The following is a 21,700-nucleotide window of genomic DNA, read 5'->3' on the forward strand; positions in this document are numbered from 1 at the left end:
TTTAAGGAAGGGGCATAAGGACGTTGTCCATTGGGGGAATACAACGGCTCACAAAGTTTATCTGCAAAGGTAAAGTCAACCACTTGTTCCACTCGGCTCCAAAAAGGATGGGGAGGAACCGAAGAGAAGACTTCATAATCTGATAGGGTTAACTGACCAAATGATTTATATTGAATGTGCGCCATCACGATCACTCCATACGTAAGATATATCTTAATTTTACCGTACATATGGAGTGAGGTGATTAGTAGATTGGAAAATTTGGATAAAGTTTGTGAAAAAGGGGTTTTTTATGAGTTAATCGACGGTCTCAAATATTCGTCTATTTAAAGCTTTTTTTATGAAAATTTCTAATTAAGCGAAATTGCTCCGTCTATTTCTCTGATCGGGTGCTTAACCTAATTCCCCAATCTATAAACAGTGCTGCAAATGACAGAAGTCTTACCCGAAAAAGGAACCCTTTAGAAAATCGCTCTGAGCGTTTTTTATTGGAGGGCCAGCTACAAGTTAATGGATTGCTAATCCTGTTTTTGAGTGGAAATATACGAGGTCAAAAAGTAGCATTTTTGAATCCTTTGCTTTTTTTAATTACAAAATCTATCAAAAATTGGATGGGGAGACTAAGATATAGGTAGAAAAACAAGGGTCCACTAAAAATGGAAACGTTTACCGCGGTGGAATTATAAACACTGTTAAAACATCGCTACAATAAACTTTTTTGGGGGAATATCAAAATGTCAACTTTAAGAGATGCAGCATTAAAAATGCATAGGGATAATCAAGGGAAGCTTGGGGTCTATTCCAAGGTCTCCGTCCAGAATGCAAACGATTTAAGTTTAGCCTATTCACCTGGTGTGGCCGAGCCTTGTTTGGACATTCATGAGGATGAGTCTAAAGTCTATGATTACACTTCAAAGGGGAACCTTGTTGCAGTTGTTTCAAATGGAACAGCGGTTCTCGGGCTTGGAAAAATTGGACCAAAAGCGGCAATGCCAGTAATGGAAGGAAAGGCAGTACTATTCAAATCCTTTGCAGATGTGGATGCATTCCCTATTTGTCTGGCAACAACAGACACAGATAAAATAGTCGAGACGGTTAAGCTGCTAGAACCCACTTTTGGGGGAGTAAACCTGGAGGATATTGCCGCACCGCAATGCTTTGAAATTGAGGACCGTCTGCGTAAAATTTGTGATATTCCAGTTTTTCATGACGATCAACATGGGACTGCGATTGTAACAGTAGCCGGTTTAATTAATGCATTAAAGTTGGCTAATAAGAAAATTGAAGATATCCAAGTAGTCGTCAATGGTGCAGGTGCAGCAGGGGTAGCGATCGTGAAACTCTTATTACATATGGGAGTCAAAGATGTCATTTTATGTGATACAAAAGGGATTATCTATGAAGGCCGAACCTCCGGAATGAATCCATTCAAGGAAGAAATGGCGCAAATAACCAATTGGGAGAAAAAACAAGGAACGTTGACGGATGCTCTTGAGGGTGCTGACGTGTTTATTGGTGTATCCGCAGCAGGAGCAGTAACGAAAGAGATGGTTCGTTCCATGCAGTGCGACCCAATTATTTTTGCAATGGCCAACCCAGTACCAGAAATTATGCCGGATGAGGCAAAGGAAGCAGGGGCCCTTGTAGTGGGAACAGGCCGATCTGATTTTCCAAACCAAGTCAATAATGTGATTGCTTTCCCGGGGATTTTCCGTGGCGCATTAGATGTTAGGGCAAAAGAAATTAATGAAGAAATGAAACTTGCTGCTATTTATGCGATTGCTGATTTAATTTCCGATATAGAACTTCATGCAGATTATGTAATTCCTGACCCATTTGATCCAAGGGTTGCAGCTCATGTAGCGGCCGCTGTTGCCTCTGCTGCAATGGAAACCGGGGTGGCTCAAATAAGTATAAATCCAGAAGAAATTAAGCAACGTTTATTAGAGCAGGTTGGTGGTAAAGAACTAGAGCTCGTATAGCTTAAAAGCATAATTTTTCAAGGTGGACTATCCCATACTAGCTGTGGGATAGTCTTTCAAATTATGGTTGCAAAAAGTCTAGTATAATAAAAACATAGATTATCTTGGATGGATTGACACTATGATCATCAAGGCTTTTACACACGGAGGGGATGGAATTGGCGATTGCGCTTACGATGTTTGGTTTAGGGGTATTACTAGGATTTGTCGGGGCAGGAGGATCTGGCTTTATCATTGCCATACTTACGGTTTTGTTTGGAGTTCCTATCCATACCGCTTTAGGCACCTCGCTTGCGGCAATGGTATTTACTACGTTGTCAGGAGCATACAGTCATTTCCGTCAAGGAAATATTTCAGTAAAAACCGGGCTCATTGTCGGAGGATTTGGGGCAGTAGCTTCCTTTTTTGGTTCCAAGCTGGCCGGCTTGATACCGGTCCAATCCATGCATTGGTTAACAGCAGGGATGTTGTTCTTATCCGCCGTTATCCTAATCGTCCGTTTGTTTATGGTTCAAAAAATAACGGGCAACCTCAGAAATGCTTCCACAAATCCTCTAAATTCTATTAGGAGAGCCGCCTTTGTAGGTATTATTACAGGATTGCTATCTGGTACATTTGGGATTGGGGCTGCACCCTTCATCCAAATCGGGCTTTTGGTCATCATGGGGCTTACGCTTAAACAATCTGTTGGTACAACCATGCTTGTAATCTTACCAATTGCATTGGCAGGAGGAGTTGGTTACTATTTCGAGGGATTTCTGGACTTCGGATTGTTACTAGAAGTAGTTGCCGGAACGATGATTGGTTCATATGCTGGGGCAAAGTTCACAGGACTAGCTCCGCAACCGGTATTAAAAAGCGCAATGGTTATTACACCCATTGTGGCAGGGGCCATTCTTTTAATAAAGTAAAGATGACCTAAAAGACTGCGAAGTAACTCCTAACAGGAAGCTTCGCGGCCTTTTTGTGTTTACTAAGAGATTTACCGACATACTAGGATTAGTATGAAATGTTGGGGAAACCTGCCAGATGGAGGGGAATATGAAAAAAGGAAGATGGAGCTTACAGTCGGTTATTATTGTTTTCGTATGTGTGGTGGTTGCACTTTCACTTTTAATAACAGACATGCTGATCAGTTCGAGGGTGGCTTCAGGGACGAAGGAGAGCCAGGAAGAAAAAGCGGGAAATATTGCTCGAATGGTCGCGCATAGTCCACTTGTCATTGATGCATTGAGTGGCAAACGGGATGACAAGGCGATCCAAAAATTCGCAGAGGAAATGAGAAAGGTAACGAACGTCTACTTTATTGTAGTAATGGATATGAAAGGGATTCGTAAGTCTCATCCTGAATCTAAAATGGTAGGAAAACCTTTTAAAGGCGGAGATCAGGGACCTGTCCTGAAAGGAAAAGAGTACACATCCATTTCGAAAGGCTCTCTCGGACCGTCCTTACGCTATTTTACGCCAATAAAGGACGGGGCTGGGAGACAGGTTGGTGCGGTAGCTGTCGGGATTTCCTTGGATAATGTTGAAAAGGCCGTTCAAAAGAGCCGAACCGGGGTCTATATCGGGACAGTGATTGGTATCTTAATTGGTATAGCGGGAGCGGTCATTTTAGCTAGATATATTAAAAAAATCCTATTAGGACTTGAGCCATTTGCAATTTCCAAGTTATTGGAAGAGCGTAGTGCTATGCTGCAATCCGTGCACGAGGGTATTGTCGCTGTTGATCAGGAGTCGAAGGTAACTCTCGTAAATCGGGCGGCTTTAAAGTTGTTTGAAAAAGCAGGCCTTCAAGGAAATCCAATCGGTAAAAGTATAGAGGAGTATATGTCCTCCGACCGCTTAAGCGATCTATTAAAAAAAGGTAAAACCGAGTTGGATGAAGAACAAAATTTAAATGGCATTACCCTATTAACTAATCAGGTACCTGTTATTGTTGGCAATAAAGTAGTGGGAGCGATTGCGACCTTTCGTGATAAGACAGAAATGCAACTGCTTGCTGAACAATTGACAGGAGTGCGGATATATGCTGATGCACTTCGGGCCCAGGCACATGAGTTTATGAATAAACTTCATGTGATTTTGGGGATGGTTCATATGGGTTATTATGAGAAAGTTGTTGACTACATTAATGAAATGGCAGGCCATCGTAAAAATGAAATCAGCTTTGTAACAAATAAGGTAAAAGATCCTGTGTTAGCAGGATTTATCATTGGAAAGTTGAGTTATGCTAGGGAGTCAGGGGTGGAATTATCGGTTTCCTGTGATCTCCCGCTTCCACTGCCGGCGAATGCCAATGTTAGTCACGAACTGATTACGATTGTTGGAAATTTAGTTGATAATGCGGTTCAGGCTGTAGATAATTGTTCAACTAAAAAAATAGCCATAGACTTTGATTATGGCGATGATATTTTAACCATTGTAGTAAAAGATACAGGAAAAGGGATGAATGAAGAGTTACAAAACAAAATTTTTCAAAAGGGCTTCTCAACAAATGGAGAAAATCGGGGGTTAGGACTGTATCTTGTCACGCAAGCAATTAACAAGCTGGAAGGCGAATTAATTCTCTCATCCAAACCTGGAAAGGGAACTGTTTTTACCGTATATCTACCATATAAAGTTGAGGGGGGGAAGCAAAATGATCACCGTAATGATTGTCGAAGATGACCCTATGGTAGCGGAATTAAATAAACGATACCTTGAGCAAGTGGAGGGATTTAGATTAACCGCAATGGCACCATCAGTGAGTGAGGCAATAAGATTGTTGGAGAATCAAGAGGTAAATCTAATTCTCTTGGATATATTCATGCCCGGCAAACAAGGTCTGGAACTGTTAACTTATCTTCGTGAAAAGAATAAAGAGACAGATGTAATCATCATATCGGCTGCGTCGGATATGGAGCGGATCAAAAAAGCATTAAGATATGGTGTTGTTGATTATTTAATTAAACCTTTTGAATTTGAACGGTTTAATATAGCATTGTCTTCTTATAAAGGTCAAGTAACGGTTATTCAAACACAGCCTGTGATCAGCCAAGAGGTACTCGATACGAAACTTTTGCACCGCGAGGACAGGCCGCTGATTGAAGAACTTCCAAAAGGGGTAACAAAGGATACATTGAAACAAATTTGGGAAGCGATTCAGAAGCTAAAGAATGCTCCCTTTTCAACTGAGGATGTTGTAAACCTTGTGGGGATTTCTCGAGTATCCGTACGGAAATATTTAAATTTTTTAAAAGAAATCGGCATTCTGGAAGTAAAAGTGATTTATGGTACTGTTGGAAGGCCCGTTTATCAGCATGAATTCAACCGATTTAAGGAACATCTCATCAAAAACTTTCTGTAAGCAGTTTAAAGGCTGCTTACTTTTTTTATTAACAAAATTACTTTCTAAACTTACATAAACTATGAAAGCGCTTTTAGCAAGAATATTATAGAATTATAAATCAAGCAGGGGGATGAACGTATGGAACCGGTAAGAAAGCTGGAACCGCTTACTGCGGTAACGGGGGAAACAAAAGAAAATAAAAGCTTTTTATCCAAATTAGCTAGTATCAAAATCGGAGTAGTACCGCTCCCGCTTTATATCATTATCGCAGTTGTTGTTTATGCAGCTGCTGTTTATAAACAGCTTCCGGCAGATATGCTCGGCGGATTTGCCGTTATTATGGTCATGGGAATTTTTCTAGGGGATTTAGGAATGAGAATCCCAATCTTAAAGGATATTGGCGGACCAGCCATTCTATCACTCTTAGTTCCTTCTATTTTAGTCTATTTAAATGTAATTAATACGACTGGGATGGATGCTGTTACCCAGTTGATGAAAACATCCAATTTTCTATATCTTTACATTTCCGTTTTAGTGGTAGGTAGTATTCTTGGAATGAATCGCAGGGTATTGATTCAAGGGTTTACCCGCATGTTTGTACCGCTTATTGTTGGGACCATTTCCGCTGTAGTCGTTGGAGCTTTGGTTGGCTTACTTTTTGGATACAGCATTAAACATACGATTTTTTACATCGTTGTTCCGATTATCGGAGGCGGAATTGGAGAGGGAATTCTTCCTCTATCATTAGGTTATGGTCAAGTACTTGGAAAAGCATCTGAAACCTTTGTTGGACAATTAATCCCAGCTGCAGTTATCGGAAATACAGTAGCCATCATTTGTGCCGGTCTTCTGTCACGCTTAGGTGAGAAAAAACCAGAACTTACTGGCAACGGAGTGTTAGTCAAAACAAAAGGCGGCGATGGCATTACGGGAGCAACGTCGATTGATAAACCAATTGATTTTTCATTAATGGGTGCCGGACTTCTTATTGCCTGCAGTTTCTTTATTTTAGGTGGTCTTGGGAATAAATTTCTTGGTATTCCCGGTCCGGTGTTAATGATTATTGCAGCGGCTGTTGTAAAAAGCATTAAAATTATGCCAGTAAAAATGGAACAAGGTGCTTTTCACTTATATAAATTTGTATCAGGCAGTTTGACCTGGCCGTTAATGGTTGGCTTAGGAATGCTTTATATTCCACTTAAGGATGTTGTGAAAATTGTAACTCCTGCCTATGTTATAATTTGTGTTGCTGTTGTTTTAGCCATGATGAGCTCCGGTTATTTTGTAGGAAAATTGATGAAAATGTTCCCCGTTGACGCAGCGATTGTTACAGGATGTCACAGTGGGTTGGGTGGAACAGGGGATGTAGCGATTCTATCTGCTTCAGGCAGGATGTCATTGATGCCATTTGCCCAAGTTTCCACAAGAATCGGCGGTGCCTCAACCGTAATTTTGGCAATTATGTTACTGAAACTATTTAGTTAAATTAAGTAAATTTTGACCCAGTTATCATACTGGGTCTTTTTGTATACAAGCAAACAGTGTCGTACTAATGCTAACCTATATGGTCAACTAAATTGACATCAAATAGAACGTTTTGTATAGTAAGGGCGAAGATGATAATGGGAGTGAATCGTTTGATTTCTAACTCTGAATTACAAAATTTAGATCTTATCGATTTAATAAGCGAGCGTCATAGCTGCCATTTATAATGGCGAGAGCTGGAGATATAATAGTAAGGATTGTATGAGGAGGTTTCATAATGAGTATGACAAATAATGATATCTTAATTCGATTAAGATATGCTCTAGATATTAAAAATACCGATATGGTAGAGATATTTAAACTTGGCGGCATTGAATTAACAAAGGAAGAAGTACTAAAGGTCTTAACAAAATCAAATGACGATTACAATGATGTTGATATAGAGGAAGATGAAAATACTATTAAATGCAATAATTTCATGTTCGAGTCATTTTTAAATGGACTTATTATCTTTAAAAGAGGGAAACAAGACCCAAAACCCGGACAGCCTGAAAGACCAGCCATGACTATTAAGGATCATGGAAGTGTTAATAATGTATTACTGAAGAAGTTAAAAATTGCACTATCGTTAACAAGTGAGGATATGATTGAAATATTAGAAGATGCAGGTGTCACGATCACAAAAGGAGAATTAAGCGCACTATTACGAAAAGAAGGACATAAAAATTACAAAGTGTGCGGGGATAAATACGCTAGAAATTTCTTAAAGGGATTAGCAATTCAATACAGGTAATAAGGTAAAGATCCTCACTAATTGGTGAGGCTTTTTTAATTTCATCCTATTTCTTTTACCTATAAAATGGAGTTTCCACTACATTTGTGTAACAAATATTTAAAAATGATAAATTATTTAAGTTGTCTTTAAGAGAATGTTAAATCATGAACAAACCCCCCTTTTGTGAAAATAAATCTGTTAAGTTAAGGAGGTACTTTAAACTAATTTCCTAGGGAGTGTTGCAAATGGTAGTAGATTGGTTAAGACAAAATAAAATAGCATCAGGTTTCTTAACAGTTCTTCGTTTATATATTGGTTCTGTATGGATTACTGCAGGTGGGCAAAAATTATTAAGTGGTGGTTTCGATGCTTCTGGATTCTTAAAAGGAGCAATTGCCAACCCGGTCAAAGGACCGGACGGGGCGGTTGAATTTGGGTGGTATGTTGACTTCTTAAAACATGTAGCATTGTCTAATGTTGATGTCTTTAATAAGGTTATTCCTGCCGGAGAGTTTTTAGTTGGTTTAGGGCTAATCTTGGGCTGCTTAACAACTGCTGCTATGTTCTTCGGTCTTTTAATGAACTTCTCTTATCTGATTGCTGGAACGATTTCTTCTAACCCAATCGATATTTTACTAGGAGTGATCATCCTCTTTGCGGGCTTTAACGCCGGAAAACTCGGTCTTGATCGCTGGGTGATTCCATTTATTCGCCAAATATCATTTAAAAGAAATAAAAAGTTGACAATCCTAAAATTGGAGAATGACTAAATTGTAAAACAGTTTTCATAGAACAAGTTAAATTTTGGAATTAAGTAAAAAATAATCCTCACCTGATTGGTGAGGCTATTCTTTTATTTTGCAATGGAATATGCTGCTTTGTACGCCAATAAGTTCATTTTTTCATTTTCATCATGATAGGAGAAATAACTGCCAGGTTTTTTCGTAAAGCCTACTATTTCCTTATTAAGGTTAGTGAGATGATGTTCATGCATTTCTTCTTCCAAAAAGTTTAGTTGCAATGCCTTCGGGTTTGGCGTCGGATAAATTGATTGAATTTTTTTCAATGATTTTGAATTCGCTTCATAAAAAACAGCAATCCCTATTATGAAAGAATTATCTTTTAGATACCGTGTTAAAATTTGAATCGGTGATTCCTTATAAATCAAGGAATACTGAGTAAGAGACAAACTATCGATGAAAAAATCGATTGAATGATGTGCTAGTGGTAGATGCAAATCACTATTGACGATGTATAAAACCGATAAATCTGGATGAAGTTTTTCAATGCATTGCTTTAATGTTTTAATCGTTTCAAGAGAGTAGCACGTAAAAATATAGGATGTATTTTTAGAAAGGGAAGAAAGATATTTTGGCAACATCATCAAAATTTCAATGTTTGTTTCTAGCACTATTTTATTTTCCAGTTGTTGTAGTGTTAATTCGTTATACATCCATAATTTACTCTTTTCAAGTAAACTTATAAAACCAGGATTCCATCTCTCTACATCAGTCTCATAAATGGAATATTTAAAGGGCGACGACTGCAGGTTGCTTGTAAACAGAATGCCATCTTGAATTTCGGCTAGGTAGCCACAGCTGCAGTGGAGATTCCCTTCAAAGATCTGATGCCCCTGTAGGGAAGCATTTTGCAAACTTAATCCACTTTGGCAATACGGACAAGAAAGAATGGGGACAAAAAGTAATGGAACTCCCTTTTTCTCATTATCTTGTTCGAAATTTTCACATACCTCTGTATTAATCTTTGTATCAATTGAATGAATGACATCTAAAATTTGATCCTTTTCTTCGATTAACTGGATCTTTTTTTCAACGAGTAAGTTTCTAAAGTAGCTTGCATCTCCATTATTCCCGTTGTTTGTTAATCGTTTAAGAGATAAGATTTTATGAATTTCTTTTAATGAAAAACGATAGAACTTAAGTTCATTAATTAAGGCCATGTCTTCAAGACAGATGGTATTCATCTGATATTGTGTGTTATTTTTTTCTGGAATCAAAAGTCCCTTTTCAATATAATGTCTTACTGTATCAATCGAAACATTAAAGTGTTTAGCGAACTGTCCAATCTTCATAAAGATTCCTCCTGCTTGATTCCGATTAAACAAAAAATGGTGTTACACCATTTTTTTATCACAAATCCCTCTAAAATAGCGCTTGCAATTGTGTTAACCCTATTTATTAAACTAATTATACAGAAAAGTTAAATTAATTCGGAATAATGCTTTAAAAAATTTTGAGGGGGTTATTTATGAAGAAAATCTGTATTTTGTTATCGATTATCCCATTTATTGGCTCGTTGACTGTTATTAATAAGGTAGAGCCCTATGTCTTAGGGATGCCCTTTGTCATGTTCTGGGCAACCCTATGGCTTGTTCTATCTGCCATCGGTATGGGGATTAGTAATTTACTTTACCCAATTGAAGAGGATGGTGAGGAATCATGAATGTTTCTCTACTTATTATTTTAGTTTTTCTCGCTTTTTCCATTTATATAGGAATTCGGGCGAAAAAAGGAAAAGAAATGAATCTAGATCAGTGGGCAGTAGGCGGACGAGCCTTTGGAACGATTTTTGTGTTCCTGTTAATGGCCGGCGAAAACTTTACTACCTATACTTTCCTTGGGGGAAGTGGTGGGGCATATGGTCTTGGCGGCCCAATGATTTATGTATTTAGTTCGCTTTGCTATATTGTCATGTATTGGTTCTTTCCTCCTATTTGGAAGTATGCAAAGAAAAACAATATTTTGACCCAATCTGATTTCTTTGTCAGCAAGTATAATAGCACAAAATTAGGTGTTCTTACAGCTGTTGTAGGAATTATTTCTCTTATTCCATACCTAGTTCTTCAATTTAAAGGGTTAGGGATTATTGTTTCAGAGGCTTCTTACGGGGCGATTTCACCGGCGGTTGCCATATGGATTGGGGCGGTTTCCGTTTCAATTTATGTAACAGTTTCAGGGATACATGGTTCTGCGTGGACAGCGATTGTAAAGGATATCTTGATGTTAGTTGTCATTTTAGTTATGTCTATTTACTTACCTTACCATTATTATGGTGGATTTACGCCAATGTTTGAAAAAATTAATGCTGCTAAACCTAACTTTTTAACTCTTCCTAAATCCGGTTACGGTTTATCCTGGTATATTTCAACGTGCATCCTTTTTGCCCTTGGTGCATCGATGTGGCCGCATTTGTTTGCTGCTAGTTTAACAGCCAAAAATGCACATATTTTGCGACGTAATTCAGCCTTAACGCCACTTTATCAGATTGTCCTAATTCTAGTATTATTTATTGGCTTTGCCGCTGTTCTAGTAGTTCCCGGATTAAAAGATCCAGATTTAGCCCTATTTGAACTAGCTAAAAAATCATTTGACCCATGGTTTATTGGAATCATTGGAGGGGCCGGATTATTAACGGCGCTTGTACCAAGTTCAATGTTATTAATGACTGCATCCACGCTAGTAGCGAAAAATGTGGTCAAAGTTTTGAAACCGGATACAACGGATCAACAGATTGCCCGTATTGCCCGCACATTTGTACCAATCCTTGCCCTATTGTCTGTTTATTTTACATTTAGAGGCGGGGAAATGATTTTCATGTTATTAATTATGGCCTATGGATTTGTAGCTCAGTTGTTTCCAGCCTTATTTTTTAGCTTATGGAAGAAGAACCCTGTTACATTGCAAGGAGCATTTGCGGGAATCATCGCTGGTGCCGTAACAGTTGCTTTAATGACTATTACAAATTCTACCATTGCGACATTATTTCCTCACTGGCCACAAGTCATTAAGGACATTGACAGTGGAATTGTAGCGCTGGGAGTTAACCTGATTGTTACGATAGGAGTTAGCGCTATAACAAGAGTAAAAAATGTTTCAGAAAATCAACTTGAAAATGTGGATGTTAATTCTTAATCATGCTTCACAGTTTAGGTGAAAAGTTAAAGGAGAGAGATAAATTGATAACCAAACAAATTACTATAAAAGATGAAGTGATTACATGGAGAAGGCATTTACATGAAAATCCAGAACTTTCTTTTAAGGAAGTTCAAACATCTGAATATGTTTATAATCTATTAAAATCTTTTACAGGATTAGAAGTAACAAGACCAACAAAAACAAGTGTTTTGGGAGTGCTAAAAGGCGGAAAACAATTGAGAGAAAAACAGCCGACTATTGCTTTTCGTGCAGATATGGATGCACTTCCAATTCAAGAGGAAGCGGATATTGAATTTCGATCAAAGAATCCTGGAGTCATGCATGCCTGTGGGCATGATGCACATACCGCTATGCTGTTAGGTGCAGCGAAAGTCCTTTCTGAAAAGAGAGATGAAATAGCCGGAGAAATCAGATTTATTTTCCAACATGCTGAGGAAATGCCTCCAGGCGGGGCAATCGAGCTTGTTGAAAAAGGCGTTGTGGATGGCGTTGATTATGCTTTTGCCCTTCATGTCACACCATATGAACAATCCGGTTCGATCTGCATGAGGGAAGGTGTGCTTTGTGCATCCAATGATGACTTCGAAATAAAGGTCATCGGTTATGGGGGACATGCCTCCACACCTGAATTAACAGTTGACCCGATTGCGGTAGGGGTAGAAATTGCCTCCAACATTCAACATATTGTATCAAGGAAACTACCAGCCTTACATTCACCGGTTATTTCTATTACAGAATTCCATGGGGGGAGTGCCCTCAATATTATTCCAGAGACGGCAGAGCTTGGTGGTACCATACGTGCAATCGACCCAGATATCCGTATAAAGGCTAAAAACTATGTCAACCAAATTGTAAAAGGTATTACCGAAGCACACGGCGCTCAATATGAAATTGTTTGGCATGAAGGCTATGAAAGTGTGGTAAATGATAAAGAGGCAGTTGAGATTACAAGAGAGGTAGCAAAAGATATTTTTGGAACAGAAAATGTAATCCAGGTAGAGGAGCCTTTATTTGGCGGAGAAGATTTTTCAGCCATCGCCCAAAAAGTTCCTTCCTCAATGCAATTTATTGGTGTTCATCATGAAGGTTTTGGTGAAGCCTATCCACTCCATCATCCAAAATTTAAAATCGATGAGTCCGCCTTACTATACGGGGTCGATTATTTTGTAGGGATTGCAACAAAATTATGTGGTAAGTAAAAGAAAAAGGCATGCACCTTAATACAGTTGGATGTGACAGTATTTTCTATTAAAAAAAACAAAATACATTTCAACGAAGTATTATAAATAAAAGCCGATAAATTGTGGGATAAGGACAGGAACCTTGTCCCTATTTTTTTTATAAATAGTCCGACTCTTTCATGTCTTTCATTATAAGTGCATCCATGATAATACTGATATAATGGTTAGGATGATAACTGTAGCGATAGAATAGGAGCACCTCGGAATATGAACAAAACAATTGGAATTTTAGCACATGTGGATGCAGGAAAAACCACTTTTTCTGAGCAGCTGCTTTTTCATACAAAAAGTATTAAAAAACTTGGGCGAGTGGACCACCAAGATGCCTTTCTTGACAGTCATGAGATTGAAAAGCAGCGCGGCATTACCGTTTTTGCTGACCAAGGTATGTTTGAATACGGAAATTCAACCTATTATCTAATTGATACACCCGGGCACGTAGATTTTTCCCCAGAAATGGAGCGGGCCATCCAAGTGATGGATTTTGCGATTATCCTGATTAGTGCAGTTGAAGGCATTGAAGGGCATACAGAAACGGTTTGGAATCTGCTAAAAAAACACCATGTGCCCACCTTCTTTTTTATTAATAAAATTGATCGTACCGGTGCAAATGTCGAAGAGGTACTTAAGGAAATTCGCAGTAATTTCACCAAAGATCTTTGTGATATATCAGCATCCTTATCAGATAGAACAATGTCAGAAGAATTGATGGAATTTATCGCCGAGAGGGACGAAGAAGTATTTGAGTACTATATGGAAAATGGGTATGAACCAGAATTATGGCTGGAAAAAATGCAATCCATGATTCATTCCGCGGAAATTTATCCTTGTGCGAGCGGTTCAGCACTGCAGGATATTGGGGTGAAAAACTTCCTGGAAAAGTTTGATTTATTAACGGTTACAGACTTTGATAGCAATACACCACCTTTTGCAGGCCGGGTTTATAAAGTCCGTTATGATGAAACCGGCACAAGAGTCACTTTTATCAAAGCATTAAGCGGTACGTTAAAGGTACGCGATGGGATTGCATGTGGAAATGGTGAGTTGGAGAAGGTAACGCAAATCCGTATGTATAATGGCAGTCTATACCGGCAAATCGACCAAGTTTCTGCAGGCGAGCTTTTTGCAGTTACCGGTATCACAAATGCTTCTGTTGGTGACGGGATAGGCGCCCTAGAGGAAAAAGCCGTATATGAGATGGTCCCAACACTAAGGTCCAAGGTCGTATTTGAGCCCGGGGTGAATCCAAAGGAAGCATTAAAATATTTTCTTATGCTGGATGCTGAGGACCCTTCGCTCTATGTAACTTGGGAGGAGCGCCTGCAGGAAATTCATCTTCAAGTCATGGGCGCCATTCAATTAGAAGTACTTGAGCAAATCATATTCGAAAGATTTCATTTAAAGATCGCATTTGAACAGCCAGAGATTCTTTATAAGGAAACAATTGAAAACGAAGTTATTGGGTACGGTCATTTTGAACCACTAAAGCATTATGCCGAAGTGCATTTAAAAATCGAACCTGGAAATCGAAACAGCGGAATTCTTTATGAAAGCAGCTGCCATACCGACGATTTATCCATTGGCCTGCAAAACCTAGTAGGACAGCACCTAGTTGAACGGGAACATCACGGTCTCTTAACCGGTTCACCGATTACTGATTTAAAAGTAACGCTCTTAACGGGAAGAGCACATAATAAGCATACTCATGGCGGGGATTTTCGGGAGGCCGTATTTCGTGCCTTGAGGCAGGGATTGGAAAAGGCAAATAACATCCTGCTCGAACCTTTTTACCACTTTAAAATTATCGTTACGAGTAATCAAATGGGTCGTATCTTATCAGATGTGCAAGCTGCCCATGGCCGGATTGACTCCCCAATGACTCATGGCGATAAAGCCATCTTAACTGGAATCGTTCCTGTTGCGACCTTTATGAACTACAGCATGGAACTAGCCTCTTTTACACAAGGGAAAGGGCGAATGAGTCTAACCTTTGCTGGCTATCACCTCTGTCATAATGCAGAGGAGGTAATTGAACACATTGGATATGATAAAAATGCTGATCCGGACTATACTTCTTCCTCGATCTTTTGTTCAAAGGGACAAGGCTTTACCGTAAAATGGGATGAAGCCGAAGGAATGATGCATTGTTTATAATTATAATTTTTTCAAAGAGTGCATTCACAAGAAGCCAAAAGTGTTATTTCTAAACACTTAAAATCAGCCAGCCTGTAATCTCCATCATCCACGGTGGGGATTATTTTTTGTTTTGACCCATCGCTAAATTTGGGTATTTAATAGAAATGTAAAAAAGTTTTCGATTTCTTAAATCTTTTTTTAACTCAATTTCGTTACCTTATCGGAGGTGTAGAGATGACCGATTTAGAACTAATTGCTGAGGTGAAGAAGGGCAGCAGGTCTAGCCAAGAAATATTGGTGAGGCGACATTATAAGCTGGTCTATAGTTTTCTTTACCGAATGATCGGGGATAAAGAGCTGGCAAAAGATCTGACGCAAGAGACATTTATTAAACTCTTAAACAATATAACAAAATTTCAGCCATCCTCCGATTTTAAAAGCTGGCTTTTAACTGTAGCGAGTAATCATGCAAAGGACTTTTTAAAAAGCAAGGCTCATAAGGAAAGCCAAAATACCTATGAGTTGTATGAAAATGATGATATGAGAACTGTGAAAAGTGTTTCCTCTATATTTGAAAAAAATGAGAAGAGAAAAGAGATGAAGCGGGCACTTGAGGCGCTTCCTGATTTCCAAAGAGAGGCGATTCTGCTTAAATACTACAATGAAATGAAGATTTCGGAGATTGCCGCAGTGACGAATGCGAGCGTTCCAACCGTGAAATCCCGGCTAAAGCAGGGCCTTAAGAAACTCGAACATTACTTGAAACGGGGTGACCTAAATGAACAACATCGAAATGGATAAGGAAATCAAGGAGTTTCTCGATTCTTATAAAGTCGACTTCCCCGATGTGGAGGAAATGGAGACTTCGATTGAATATATCATGTCTAATGTTAACCCGATTGAAACCAGGGCATTGGTTTTTCAAAAACGAGCAAGATCACTGATTGTTAACTGTACACGCGAAATGTTGAATTTTGGCTGGCTATTTTGGGGTCTTAATGGAATGTTTGTCCTGCTTGGCGTTATCAGCCTTATCCAGTGGAGGGCCAATCCATATATAACAGTATTTACTCTAGCTCCTTTGCCGTTTATTGTAGGGATATTTGAAATTCTGAAAAGTAAAGATGAAGGGTTAATCGAGCTTGAAATGACCTTAAAATACAATACTCAGCAAATCTTTGTTTCGCGGCTTCTTGTGGTTGGGGTGTTTAACTTACTGATTAATCTAACCATATCGTTCATTTCCTCCATGGTGAACCCGGATATTATTTATACAAGACTGCTTATGTCTTGGACGGTTCCTTTTGTTGTAGTATCAGGTCTTGCCTTTCTTTTTGCCATGAAAACAAAAGGGAATGTGGCAAGTGGAATTATGCTTGCTGTTTGGTTTGCTGTTTGTTATGGAATGATGCAAGTTGAAGCGGTAAGGGAAATTCTTTTAAATATGAATATCCGGGAAATGATCGGAATTCTTCTAGTTGGAGTATTTCTTTGGGCATTCCAGATCATGAAAATAAAAAGAATGGAAATGAGAGGGGAAAACTATGAAACTTAAAATAAATAACCTATCCAAGGTATTTGGGGATAAACGAGCGGTAGATGGTGTCAGTGCAGAACTGACAAATGGAGTTTACGGATTTCTGGGGGCCAACGGGTCAGGTAAAACAACCTTGATGAGGATGCTCGCGACCGTATCGAGACCGACATCAGGGACGATTACATTTAACGGGGAAGATATCACAAAAATGGGTGACCGCTACCGTGATCTTCTTGGATATCTCCCGCAGCATATCGGTTATTATAAGAATTTTACCGTTGAAAAATTTCTCTATTATATCGCCAGCCTAAAGGGAATTGAAAAAAATGAGGCGCAGCAAAGAGTAGCGGAGTTACTTGAGATTGTAAATCTATATGATAAAAGAAAAGTGAAGATGGGGAAATTATCAGGTGGAATGAAGCAGCGTGTCGGTATTGTCCAGGCGCTGCTAAATGACCCGAGAATATTGATTGTGGATGAACCGACAGCTGGGCTTGATCCGAAGGAAAGAATTCGTTTCCGTAACCTTCTCGCGAAAATCGCTTATGACCGGATTGTTCTTTTATCGACCCATATTGTGTCCGACATTGAGTACATTGCAAAGGAAATTCTGATTATGAAAAACGGGCTGCTGATTGAAAAAGATACGCCTCGAAATTTATTAGGTCAGATTCAGAATATCGTCTGGAGTGTTCCTGCAGAGGAGGCCGAAATACCATCCTTCCAGGAATCCTTTAAAGTGGGGAATATCGCAAGGAAACCAGAGGGAATTGAATTAAGAATTATTTCTGAGGAGAAACCGGCCGATGTCGCTGTCAACGTCCCTGTTAATCTAGAAGATCTATATCTCTATTATTTTGATGAGGGGGTGGGGGCATGAGTTTGCTTAAATGGGAGCTAATGAAGATCTTTAAACAAAAAAGTCTTTATATTATTGGGATTTTTTTGTTTGGCTGGTTTACGATGATAGCCATGGATGTAGAGAATCAGAAAATCACACAGGAGGTCTTTAAGAAGTGGGAGGGTCCGATTACAACCGAAAAGGTAGAAAAGGCGGAAAAGGTAAACCGTCAACTAACAGAATTTTTTTCGAAACAGCATTCTCCTGATCAACGAAAATCTGCGGAATCTGCGGTTGTAGAAAATATCGCGTATAGCCAAAATATTAAAACAAGGATTAAGGAATGGAATCAGGATCTTAATAAATTAATCATAGAGGCTCGTGAAAAAGGAAATACCTCCTTAGCTAACAAACTTGAACTTCAGAAAAAAATGTACAATGAAGTGAAATTAGACAGAATTTCTTATTCGGCTGCCCCGAGGGAAGCAATCGATTTTGTGAATGTTTTTGGGTTGATTATATCAGGGGTGTTCTTGTTAATTGGTTTATCCGGAATTTACTCGAATGAGCATTCTTCAGGAGTTGAAAATTATATCCTCAGTACAAAAAATGGCCGAGTGAAGACGATGAGGGCGAAGCTTTTGGCAGCATTTATTTTTGCTGCAGTGGTAGTTTTCAGTTGGGAAGGTTTTAATCTTATGATAAGAACCCTTATTTATGGAACAAAAGGTTGGGACCTTCCAATTCAGTATTCGTATAAATACTTTACATCTCCTTACAGCTTGACGTTTATGGAGTATCACCTGATTCAAATTGGCATCCATTTACTTGCGGCCCTTGCTTTTGCAGGAGTGATGGTGCTTGTATCGACTCTATCAAAATCAACGGTTATTTCCTTTTTCGTCTCTGGATTCCTTTTCGGTGTGCCGCTTCTCACCCAAAGTATAATGGATGTTGACTCGATATGGCTTAACAAGGCATTGACGTTCACCCTTACTAACATTATGAAGGTAGAAGATATGTATATGAATTTTGTTTCGGTGAACATTTTCGGGTTACCTGTTCTTGCTCCATATATCGGAATTATGGTGTCGGTCATAACTCTTTCTCTATCCATCTTCCTAGCAAGATTTTTGATAAGAAAGAAGCAGATTGCATAATGGGGTCTCTGTTAAGGGGGCTGACCTCCATCGTTTTAAGTGGTGGAGGGTTTTTCTGTTCTCATTCTGCCCATTTTTATTCTGTTTTTCATAATCGCTATATTATTTGCTCATACTACTATGGGTGATGGATATGCCATGTCAATCAAGTGACGAATTAAAGCTATTGGTAAAAGAAGCAAAAGCGTGTACAAATTACGGTAAGGTTGCAGACTATATACCTGAGCTAGGAAAAGCGAACCCTTACGATTTGTCCATTGCGATTAACTATCCTGACGGGAGATGTATCTCAGCTGGAGATATAGATAAAAAGTTTACATTGCAAAGTATCTCGAAGGTTATTAGCCTAGCACTTGTTCTAATGGAAAGAGGCTCTCCTTATGTGTTTGAGCGGGTGGGGATGGAACCAACTGGAGACCCGTTCAATTCAATTGCAAAATTGGAGACGATGGCCCCAGCCAAACCGTTAAACCCAATGATCAACGCTGGGGCCCTTGTCGTGACACATATGATTAAAGGGCCTACTGTAGAGGAGCGGTTTCATCGGCTATTAACATTTATCCGCGAATTGATCGGAGACGATACTATTGGCTATTGTGAGAAAGTAGCCCGTTCCGAATTTGAAACAGCTAATTTAAATCGTGCATTATGTTATTTCTTAAAGCAGCATAAAATCATTCAAGAGGATGTCGAGACATTACTCGATTTATACACAAAGCAGTGTGCCGTTGAAATGAACTGTTTGGATTTAGCAAGGATTGGAATGATTTTTGCGATGGATGGTGTCGATCCACTTACCGGGAAACGGATTATGCCGGATGATGTCGCCCGAATTTGCAAAACCTTTATGGTAACGTGCGGAATGTATAATGCTTCAGGCGAATTCGCCATAAAAATTGGGATTCCCGCTAAAAGTGGTGTTTCTGGTGGGATCATGGGAGCTGTTCCGGGGAAATTTGGAATCGGAATTTTTGGCCCTGCACTGGATGAAAAAGGTAATAGTATTGCAGGGATCAGGCTATTAGAGCTTTTATCAAATAATTATCGGTTGAGTATGTTTTAGCAAAGGCATGAATCTTTCTATGCCTTTGTTTTACTTTTTAAATGATAATAAGTCCAACTTAACCTATAGGAAAATAGTTAATTAAGTTTCGGAAAATTCAAGCCAAAGTGATAATATAAATATAGGTGAATTTTTATCACGAGGGGGAAATTGTATGAACATGGTTGGCATTGTAGGAGGAACAGGGCCGGAGTCTTAATGAAAAAATTAAAAAGAGTAAGCAATAGTAAGCGGGTTCTAGTTTTTTTGAAAGGGGAAAATTTCTCCACAGGAAGTGTGGGATGAAAGTATGGTAATATAGGGGAAGGGAAAATGATATATTCACAATGGATTCTATATTAACTTCCTTATGAATAAACTTTTTCCAACCACTTTTTAAGGGACGGTTTTAAATGAACACTATTTTAGCGAAAGAACGAAATACTTCTACTTTTTTTGCGGATTTAAGGTTGATTATAAAGGCACCGGTGTTAATCGCAAATGTACTTCCTGTTTTTACCGGGTTTTGGCTGGCACTTTATTTTACCAATGAATCATTAACCAATCATTGGGGGTTATTTTTACTAACCATGATTGGCAGCACATTGGTAATGGCCGGAGCACTTATTATCAATAACTGGTATGATGTTGATATTGATTCTGTAATGGACAGAACGAAAAATCGTCCAACCGTAACGGGGCATTTTTCACTAAAAGCGGTACTGGCAATGGGAATCACTTTAACCCTACTCGGTTTGGCCCTTTTACTTTTTACCTCCATTGAAGCAGCTATTTGGGCATTTATTGGTTGGTTTACTTATGTCATCTTGTATACGATGTGGTCAAAACGGAAATATACGCTTAATACTGTAATTGGTGCTATTTCAGGTGCCGTTTCTCCTGTAATCGGCTGGACAACGATTGAAACTAGTTATCATATCGTACCGATTATTTTGTTTCTGATTTTATTTATTTTTCAAATGCCGCATACCTTTGCAATTGCAATGAAGAAATATAATGAATATAAAGCAGCAGGTGTTGCGATGCTTCCTGTGGTTCGTGGATTTGAAATGACGAAGCGGCAAATTTTTGTTTATAGTGCCTGTTTGTTACCATTGCCATTTTATTTAGGGTCACTTGGCGTATCCTTTATTGTCATTGCCACACTGCTTAATTTAGGGTGGCTGGGTGTGAGTATTTCTGGGTTTTTCACTAAAAATGACCATAAATGGGCTCATTTCGTATTTCTTTATTCAGTCAATTATATAACGATCATGTATCTGGTAATGATTATTGTGACATTGCCGATATTTAAGTAAAGAAAAGGTCTTATCAATTTATATTGATAGGGCCTTTTTGTTGTGAGATGGAAGGTTAGTGGTTTAATTGCCCTGCGGATAGGAATATTCACTTATACGGGAATCAAGAGCCGTCCTCAGTGCCCGTGGAAGCTTGAATTTCACAGACATGGGAATCAAGAGTCTATCTTGATGCCCGTGACCTCTTAAATTTCACTAACATGGGAATCAAGAGCCGTTCTCGGTGCCCGTGGAAGCTTGAATTTCACGGACAGGGGAATCAAGAGTCTTTCTAGATGCCCGAAACCTCTTAAATTTCACAGACATGGGAATCAAGAGCCATCTTCGGTTCCCGTGGAAGCTTGAATATCACAGACATGGGAATCAAGAGTCTTTCTTGATGCCCGAGACCCCTTGAATTTCACAGATATGGGAATCAAGAGCCGCCCCCTGTGATCAAGACAAAAAACGTGTTAAAAAAGCCCTCCAACGATCTTCAAAATTATTTGTTCATCAATTTGTCAATTTTGCAAACGAGAACCCAATTTACTTTTCTTTTAATAATATTATCACCGTGAAAAGTCTTATAAACGTGATAATGACGCGGCTTTGGTTTACCCCGACGAAAGAGAAAGAATATCCTCGGAAATTAAAAAAACCCTTATTTTTCCAAACCTACTGAGAATTACAATCAATGTGTGATTCACCTCATATCTGTAAAATGAATTCAAAACTAAGATGTAAGTAAGAAAACAAAAAGGGGTTGATTTTAGGTGGGAGTTAAAAAAGTTAACCAGAAAAAAGAGCAGGAGGCACCACTAAAAGGAACATGGATTTCCGTTGGTGTGGTTGGAGTGGTCATTCTTGCAACTTATTTACTACTATATGGGCTCTATATGTCCAGAGTATAAGGGGG

At 38.9% G+C, this 21,700-nt stretch carries 19 protein-coding genes and 1 pseudogene; 18 read left to right on the forward strand and 2 right to left on the reverse strand.

The features are described from left to right. A pseudogene (locus M028_RS29600) lies at positions 1-185 on the reverse strand (transposase); the annotation flags it as partial. A gap of 549 nt (positions 186-734) precedes the next feature. Between M028_RS29600 and M028_RS0107655 the strand changes: the two are divergent. The 7 genes from M028_RS0107655 (at position 735) to M028_RS0107685 (ending at position 8,343) form a co-directional block, all read left to right on the forward strand. Then, positions 735-1,982 carry an NAD(P)-dependent malic enzyme gene (locus tag M028_RS0107655; protein WP_026573387.1) on the forward strand — a complete coding sequence of 416 codons (1,248 nt, stop codon included), beginning with the start codon at positions 735-737 and terminating at the stop codon, positions 1,980-1,982. A 158-nt stretch (positions 1,983-2,140) separates the two neighbouring features. Next, the gene (locus tag M028_RS0107660) at positions 2,141-2,893 is read left to right on the forward strand and encodes a sulfite exporter TauE/SafE family protein (protein ID WP_026573388.1); all 753 of its coding nucleotides are present in this window, start codon (positions 2,141-2,143) and stop codon (positions 2,891-2,893) included. A gap of 130 nt (positions 2,894-3,023) precedes the next feature. Beyond that, positions 3,024-4,652, forward strand: coding sequence for a DcuS/MalK family sensor histidine kinase (gene dcuS / locus M028_RS0107665; protein ID WP_026573389.1), 1,629 nt, complete (start codon positions 3,024-3,026; stop codon positions 4,650-4,652). Further along, positions 4,624-5,331, forward strand: coding sequence for a response regulator (locus tag M028_RS0107670; protein WP_026573390.1), 708 nt, complete (start codon positions 4,624-4,626; stop codon positions 5,329-5,331). The genes dcuS and M028_RS0107670 overlap by 29 nt, the downstream gene beginning before the upstream one ends. Positions 5,332-5,451: 120 nt before the next feature. After that, positions 5,452-6,798: a 2-hydroxycarboxylate transporter family protein gene (locus tag M028_RS0107675; RefSeq protein ID WP_026573391.1), complete on the forward strand. Its 1,347-nt coding sequence runs from the start codon at positions 5,452-5,454 to the stop codon at positions 6,796-6,798. 277 nt (positions 6,799-7,075) lie between these two features. Then, entirely contained in the window at positions 7,076-7,591 is a 516-nt protein-coding gene (locus tag M028_RS0107680) for a DUF1456 family protein (protein WP_026573392.1), read from the forward strand. A gap of 227 nt (positions 7,592-7,818) precedes the next feature. Beyond that, positions 7,819-8,343, forward strand: a complete 525-nt coding sequence (locus tag M028_RS0107685; RefSeq protein ID WP_026573393.1) for a DoxX family membrane protein — start codon at positions 7,819-7,821, stop codon at positions 8,341-8,343. Positions 8,344-8,426: 83 nt separating this feature from the next. On the opposite strand, the gene M028_RS0107690 is transcribed toward M028_RS0107685, so the two are convergent. After that, positions 8,427-9,665, reverse strand: coding sequence for a MerR family transcriptional regulator (locus tag M028_RS0107690; protein ID WP_026573394.1), 1,239 nt, complete (start codon positions 9,663-9,665; stop codon positions 8,427-8,429). Positions 9,666-9,841: 176 nt separating this feature from the next. Here M028_RS0107690 and M028_RS0107695 point away from each other — a divergent pair, with 176 nt between their 5' ends. From M028_RS0107695 to M028_RS32700, 11 genes are all read left to right on the forward strand, one after another. Beyond that, positions 9,842-10,036: a DUF3311 domain-containing protein gene (locus tag M028_RS0107695; RefSeq protein WP_026573395.1), complete on the forward strand. Its 195-nt coding sequence runs from the start codon at positions 9,842-9,844 to the stop codon at positions 10,034-10,036. Then, positions 10,033-11,505, forward strand: a complete 1,473-nt coding sequence (locus M028_RS0107700) for a sodium:solute symporter family protein (protein ID WP_026573396.1) — start codon at positions 10,033-10,035, stop codon at positions 11,503-11,505. The genes M028_RS0107695 and M028_RS0107700 overlap by 4 nt, the downstream gene beginning before the upstream one ends. A 47-nt stretch (positions 11,506-11,552) precedes the next feature. After that, positions 11,553-12,728 (forward strand): M20 metallopeptidase family protein, encoded by a 1,176-nt coding sequence (locus tag M028_RS0107705; protein ID WP_026573397.1) that lies wholly within the window; start codon positions 11,553-11,555, stop codon positions 12,726-12,728. 249 nt (positions 12,729-12,977) lie between these two features. Next, positions 12,978-14,924 (forward strand): GTP-binding protein, encoded by a 1,947-nt coding sequence (locus M028_RS0107710; RefSeq protein WP_026573398.1) that lies wholly within the window; start codon positions 12,978-12,980, stop codon positions 14,922-14,924. Between the two features lie 216 nt (positions 14,925-15,140). After that, positions 15,141-15,707, forward strand: a complete 567-nt coding sequence (locus tag M028_RS0107715) for an RNA polymerase sigma factor (RefSeq protein ID WP_035423932.1) — start codon at positions 15,141-15,143, stop codon at positions 15,705-15,707. Further along, positions 15,685-16,461 carry a hypothetical protein gene (locus tag M028_RS0107720; RefSeq protein ID WP_026573400.1) on the forward strand — a complete coding sequence of 259 codons (777 nt, stop codon included), beginning with the start codon at positions 15,685-15,687 and terminating at the stop codon, positions 16,459-16,461. The genes M028_RS0107715 and M028_RS0107720 overlap by 23 nt, the downstream gene beginning before the upstream one ends. Further along, positions 16,451-17,323 (forward strand): ABC transporter ATP-binding protein, encoded by an 873-nt coding sequence (locus tag M028_RS0107725; RefSeq protein ID WP_026573401.1) that lies wholly within the window; start codon positions 16,451-16,453, stop codon positions 17,321-17,323. The genes M028_RS0107720 and M028_RS0107725 overlap by 11 nt, the downstream gene beginning before the upstream one ends. Beyond that, the gene (locus M028_RS0107730; RefSeq protein WP_026573402.1) at positions 17,320-18,444 is read left to right on the forward strand and encodes an ABC transporter permease; all 1,125 of its coding nucleotides are present in this window, start codon (positions 17,320-17,322) and stop codon (positions 18,442-18,444) included. The genes M028_RS0107725 and M028_RS0107730 overlap by 4 nt, the downstream gene beginning before the upstream one ends. Before the next feature lie 133 nt (positions 18,445-18,577). Beyond that, complete coding sequence (gene glsA, locus M028_RS0107735; RefSeq protein WP_026573403.1) at positions 18,578-19,507, forward strand: glutaminase A; 930 nt, start codon at positions 18,578-18,580, stop codon at positions 19,505-19,507. A 392-nt stretch (positions 19,508-19,899) separates the two neighbouring features. Beyond that, positions 19,900-20,805, forward strand: a complete 906-nt coding sequence (gene cyoE, locus M028_RS0107740; RefSeq protein WP_026573404.1) for a heme o synthase — start codon at positions 19,900-19,902, stop codon at positions 20,803-20,805. A gap of 752 nt (positions 20,806-21,557) precedes the next feature. Next, positions 21,558-21,695, forward strand: coding sequence for a cytochrome c oxidase subunit 2A (locus M028_RS32700; RefSeq protein WP_133337487.1), 138 nt, complete (start codon positions 21,558-21,560; stop codon positions 21,693-21,695). Positions 21,696-21,700: the final 5 nt, after the last annotated feature.

Source organism: Bacillus sp. UNC438CL73TsuS30 (assembly GCF_000482325.1).
Lineage (GTDB): Bacteria > Bacillota > Bacilli > Bacillales > Cytobacillaceae > Neobacillus.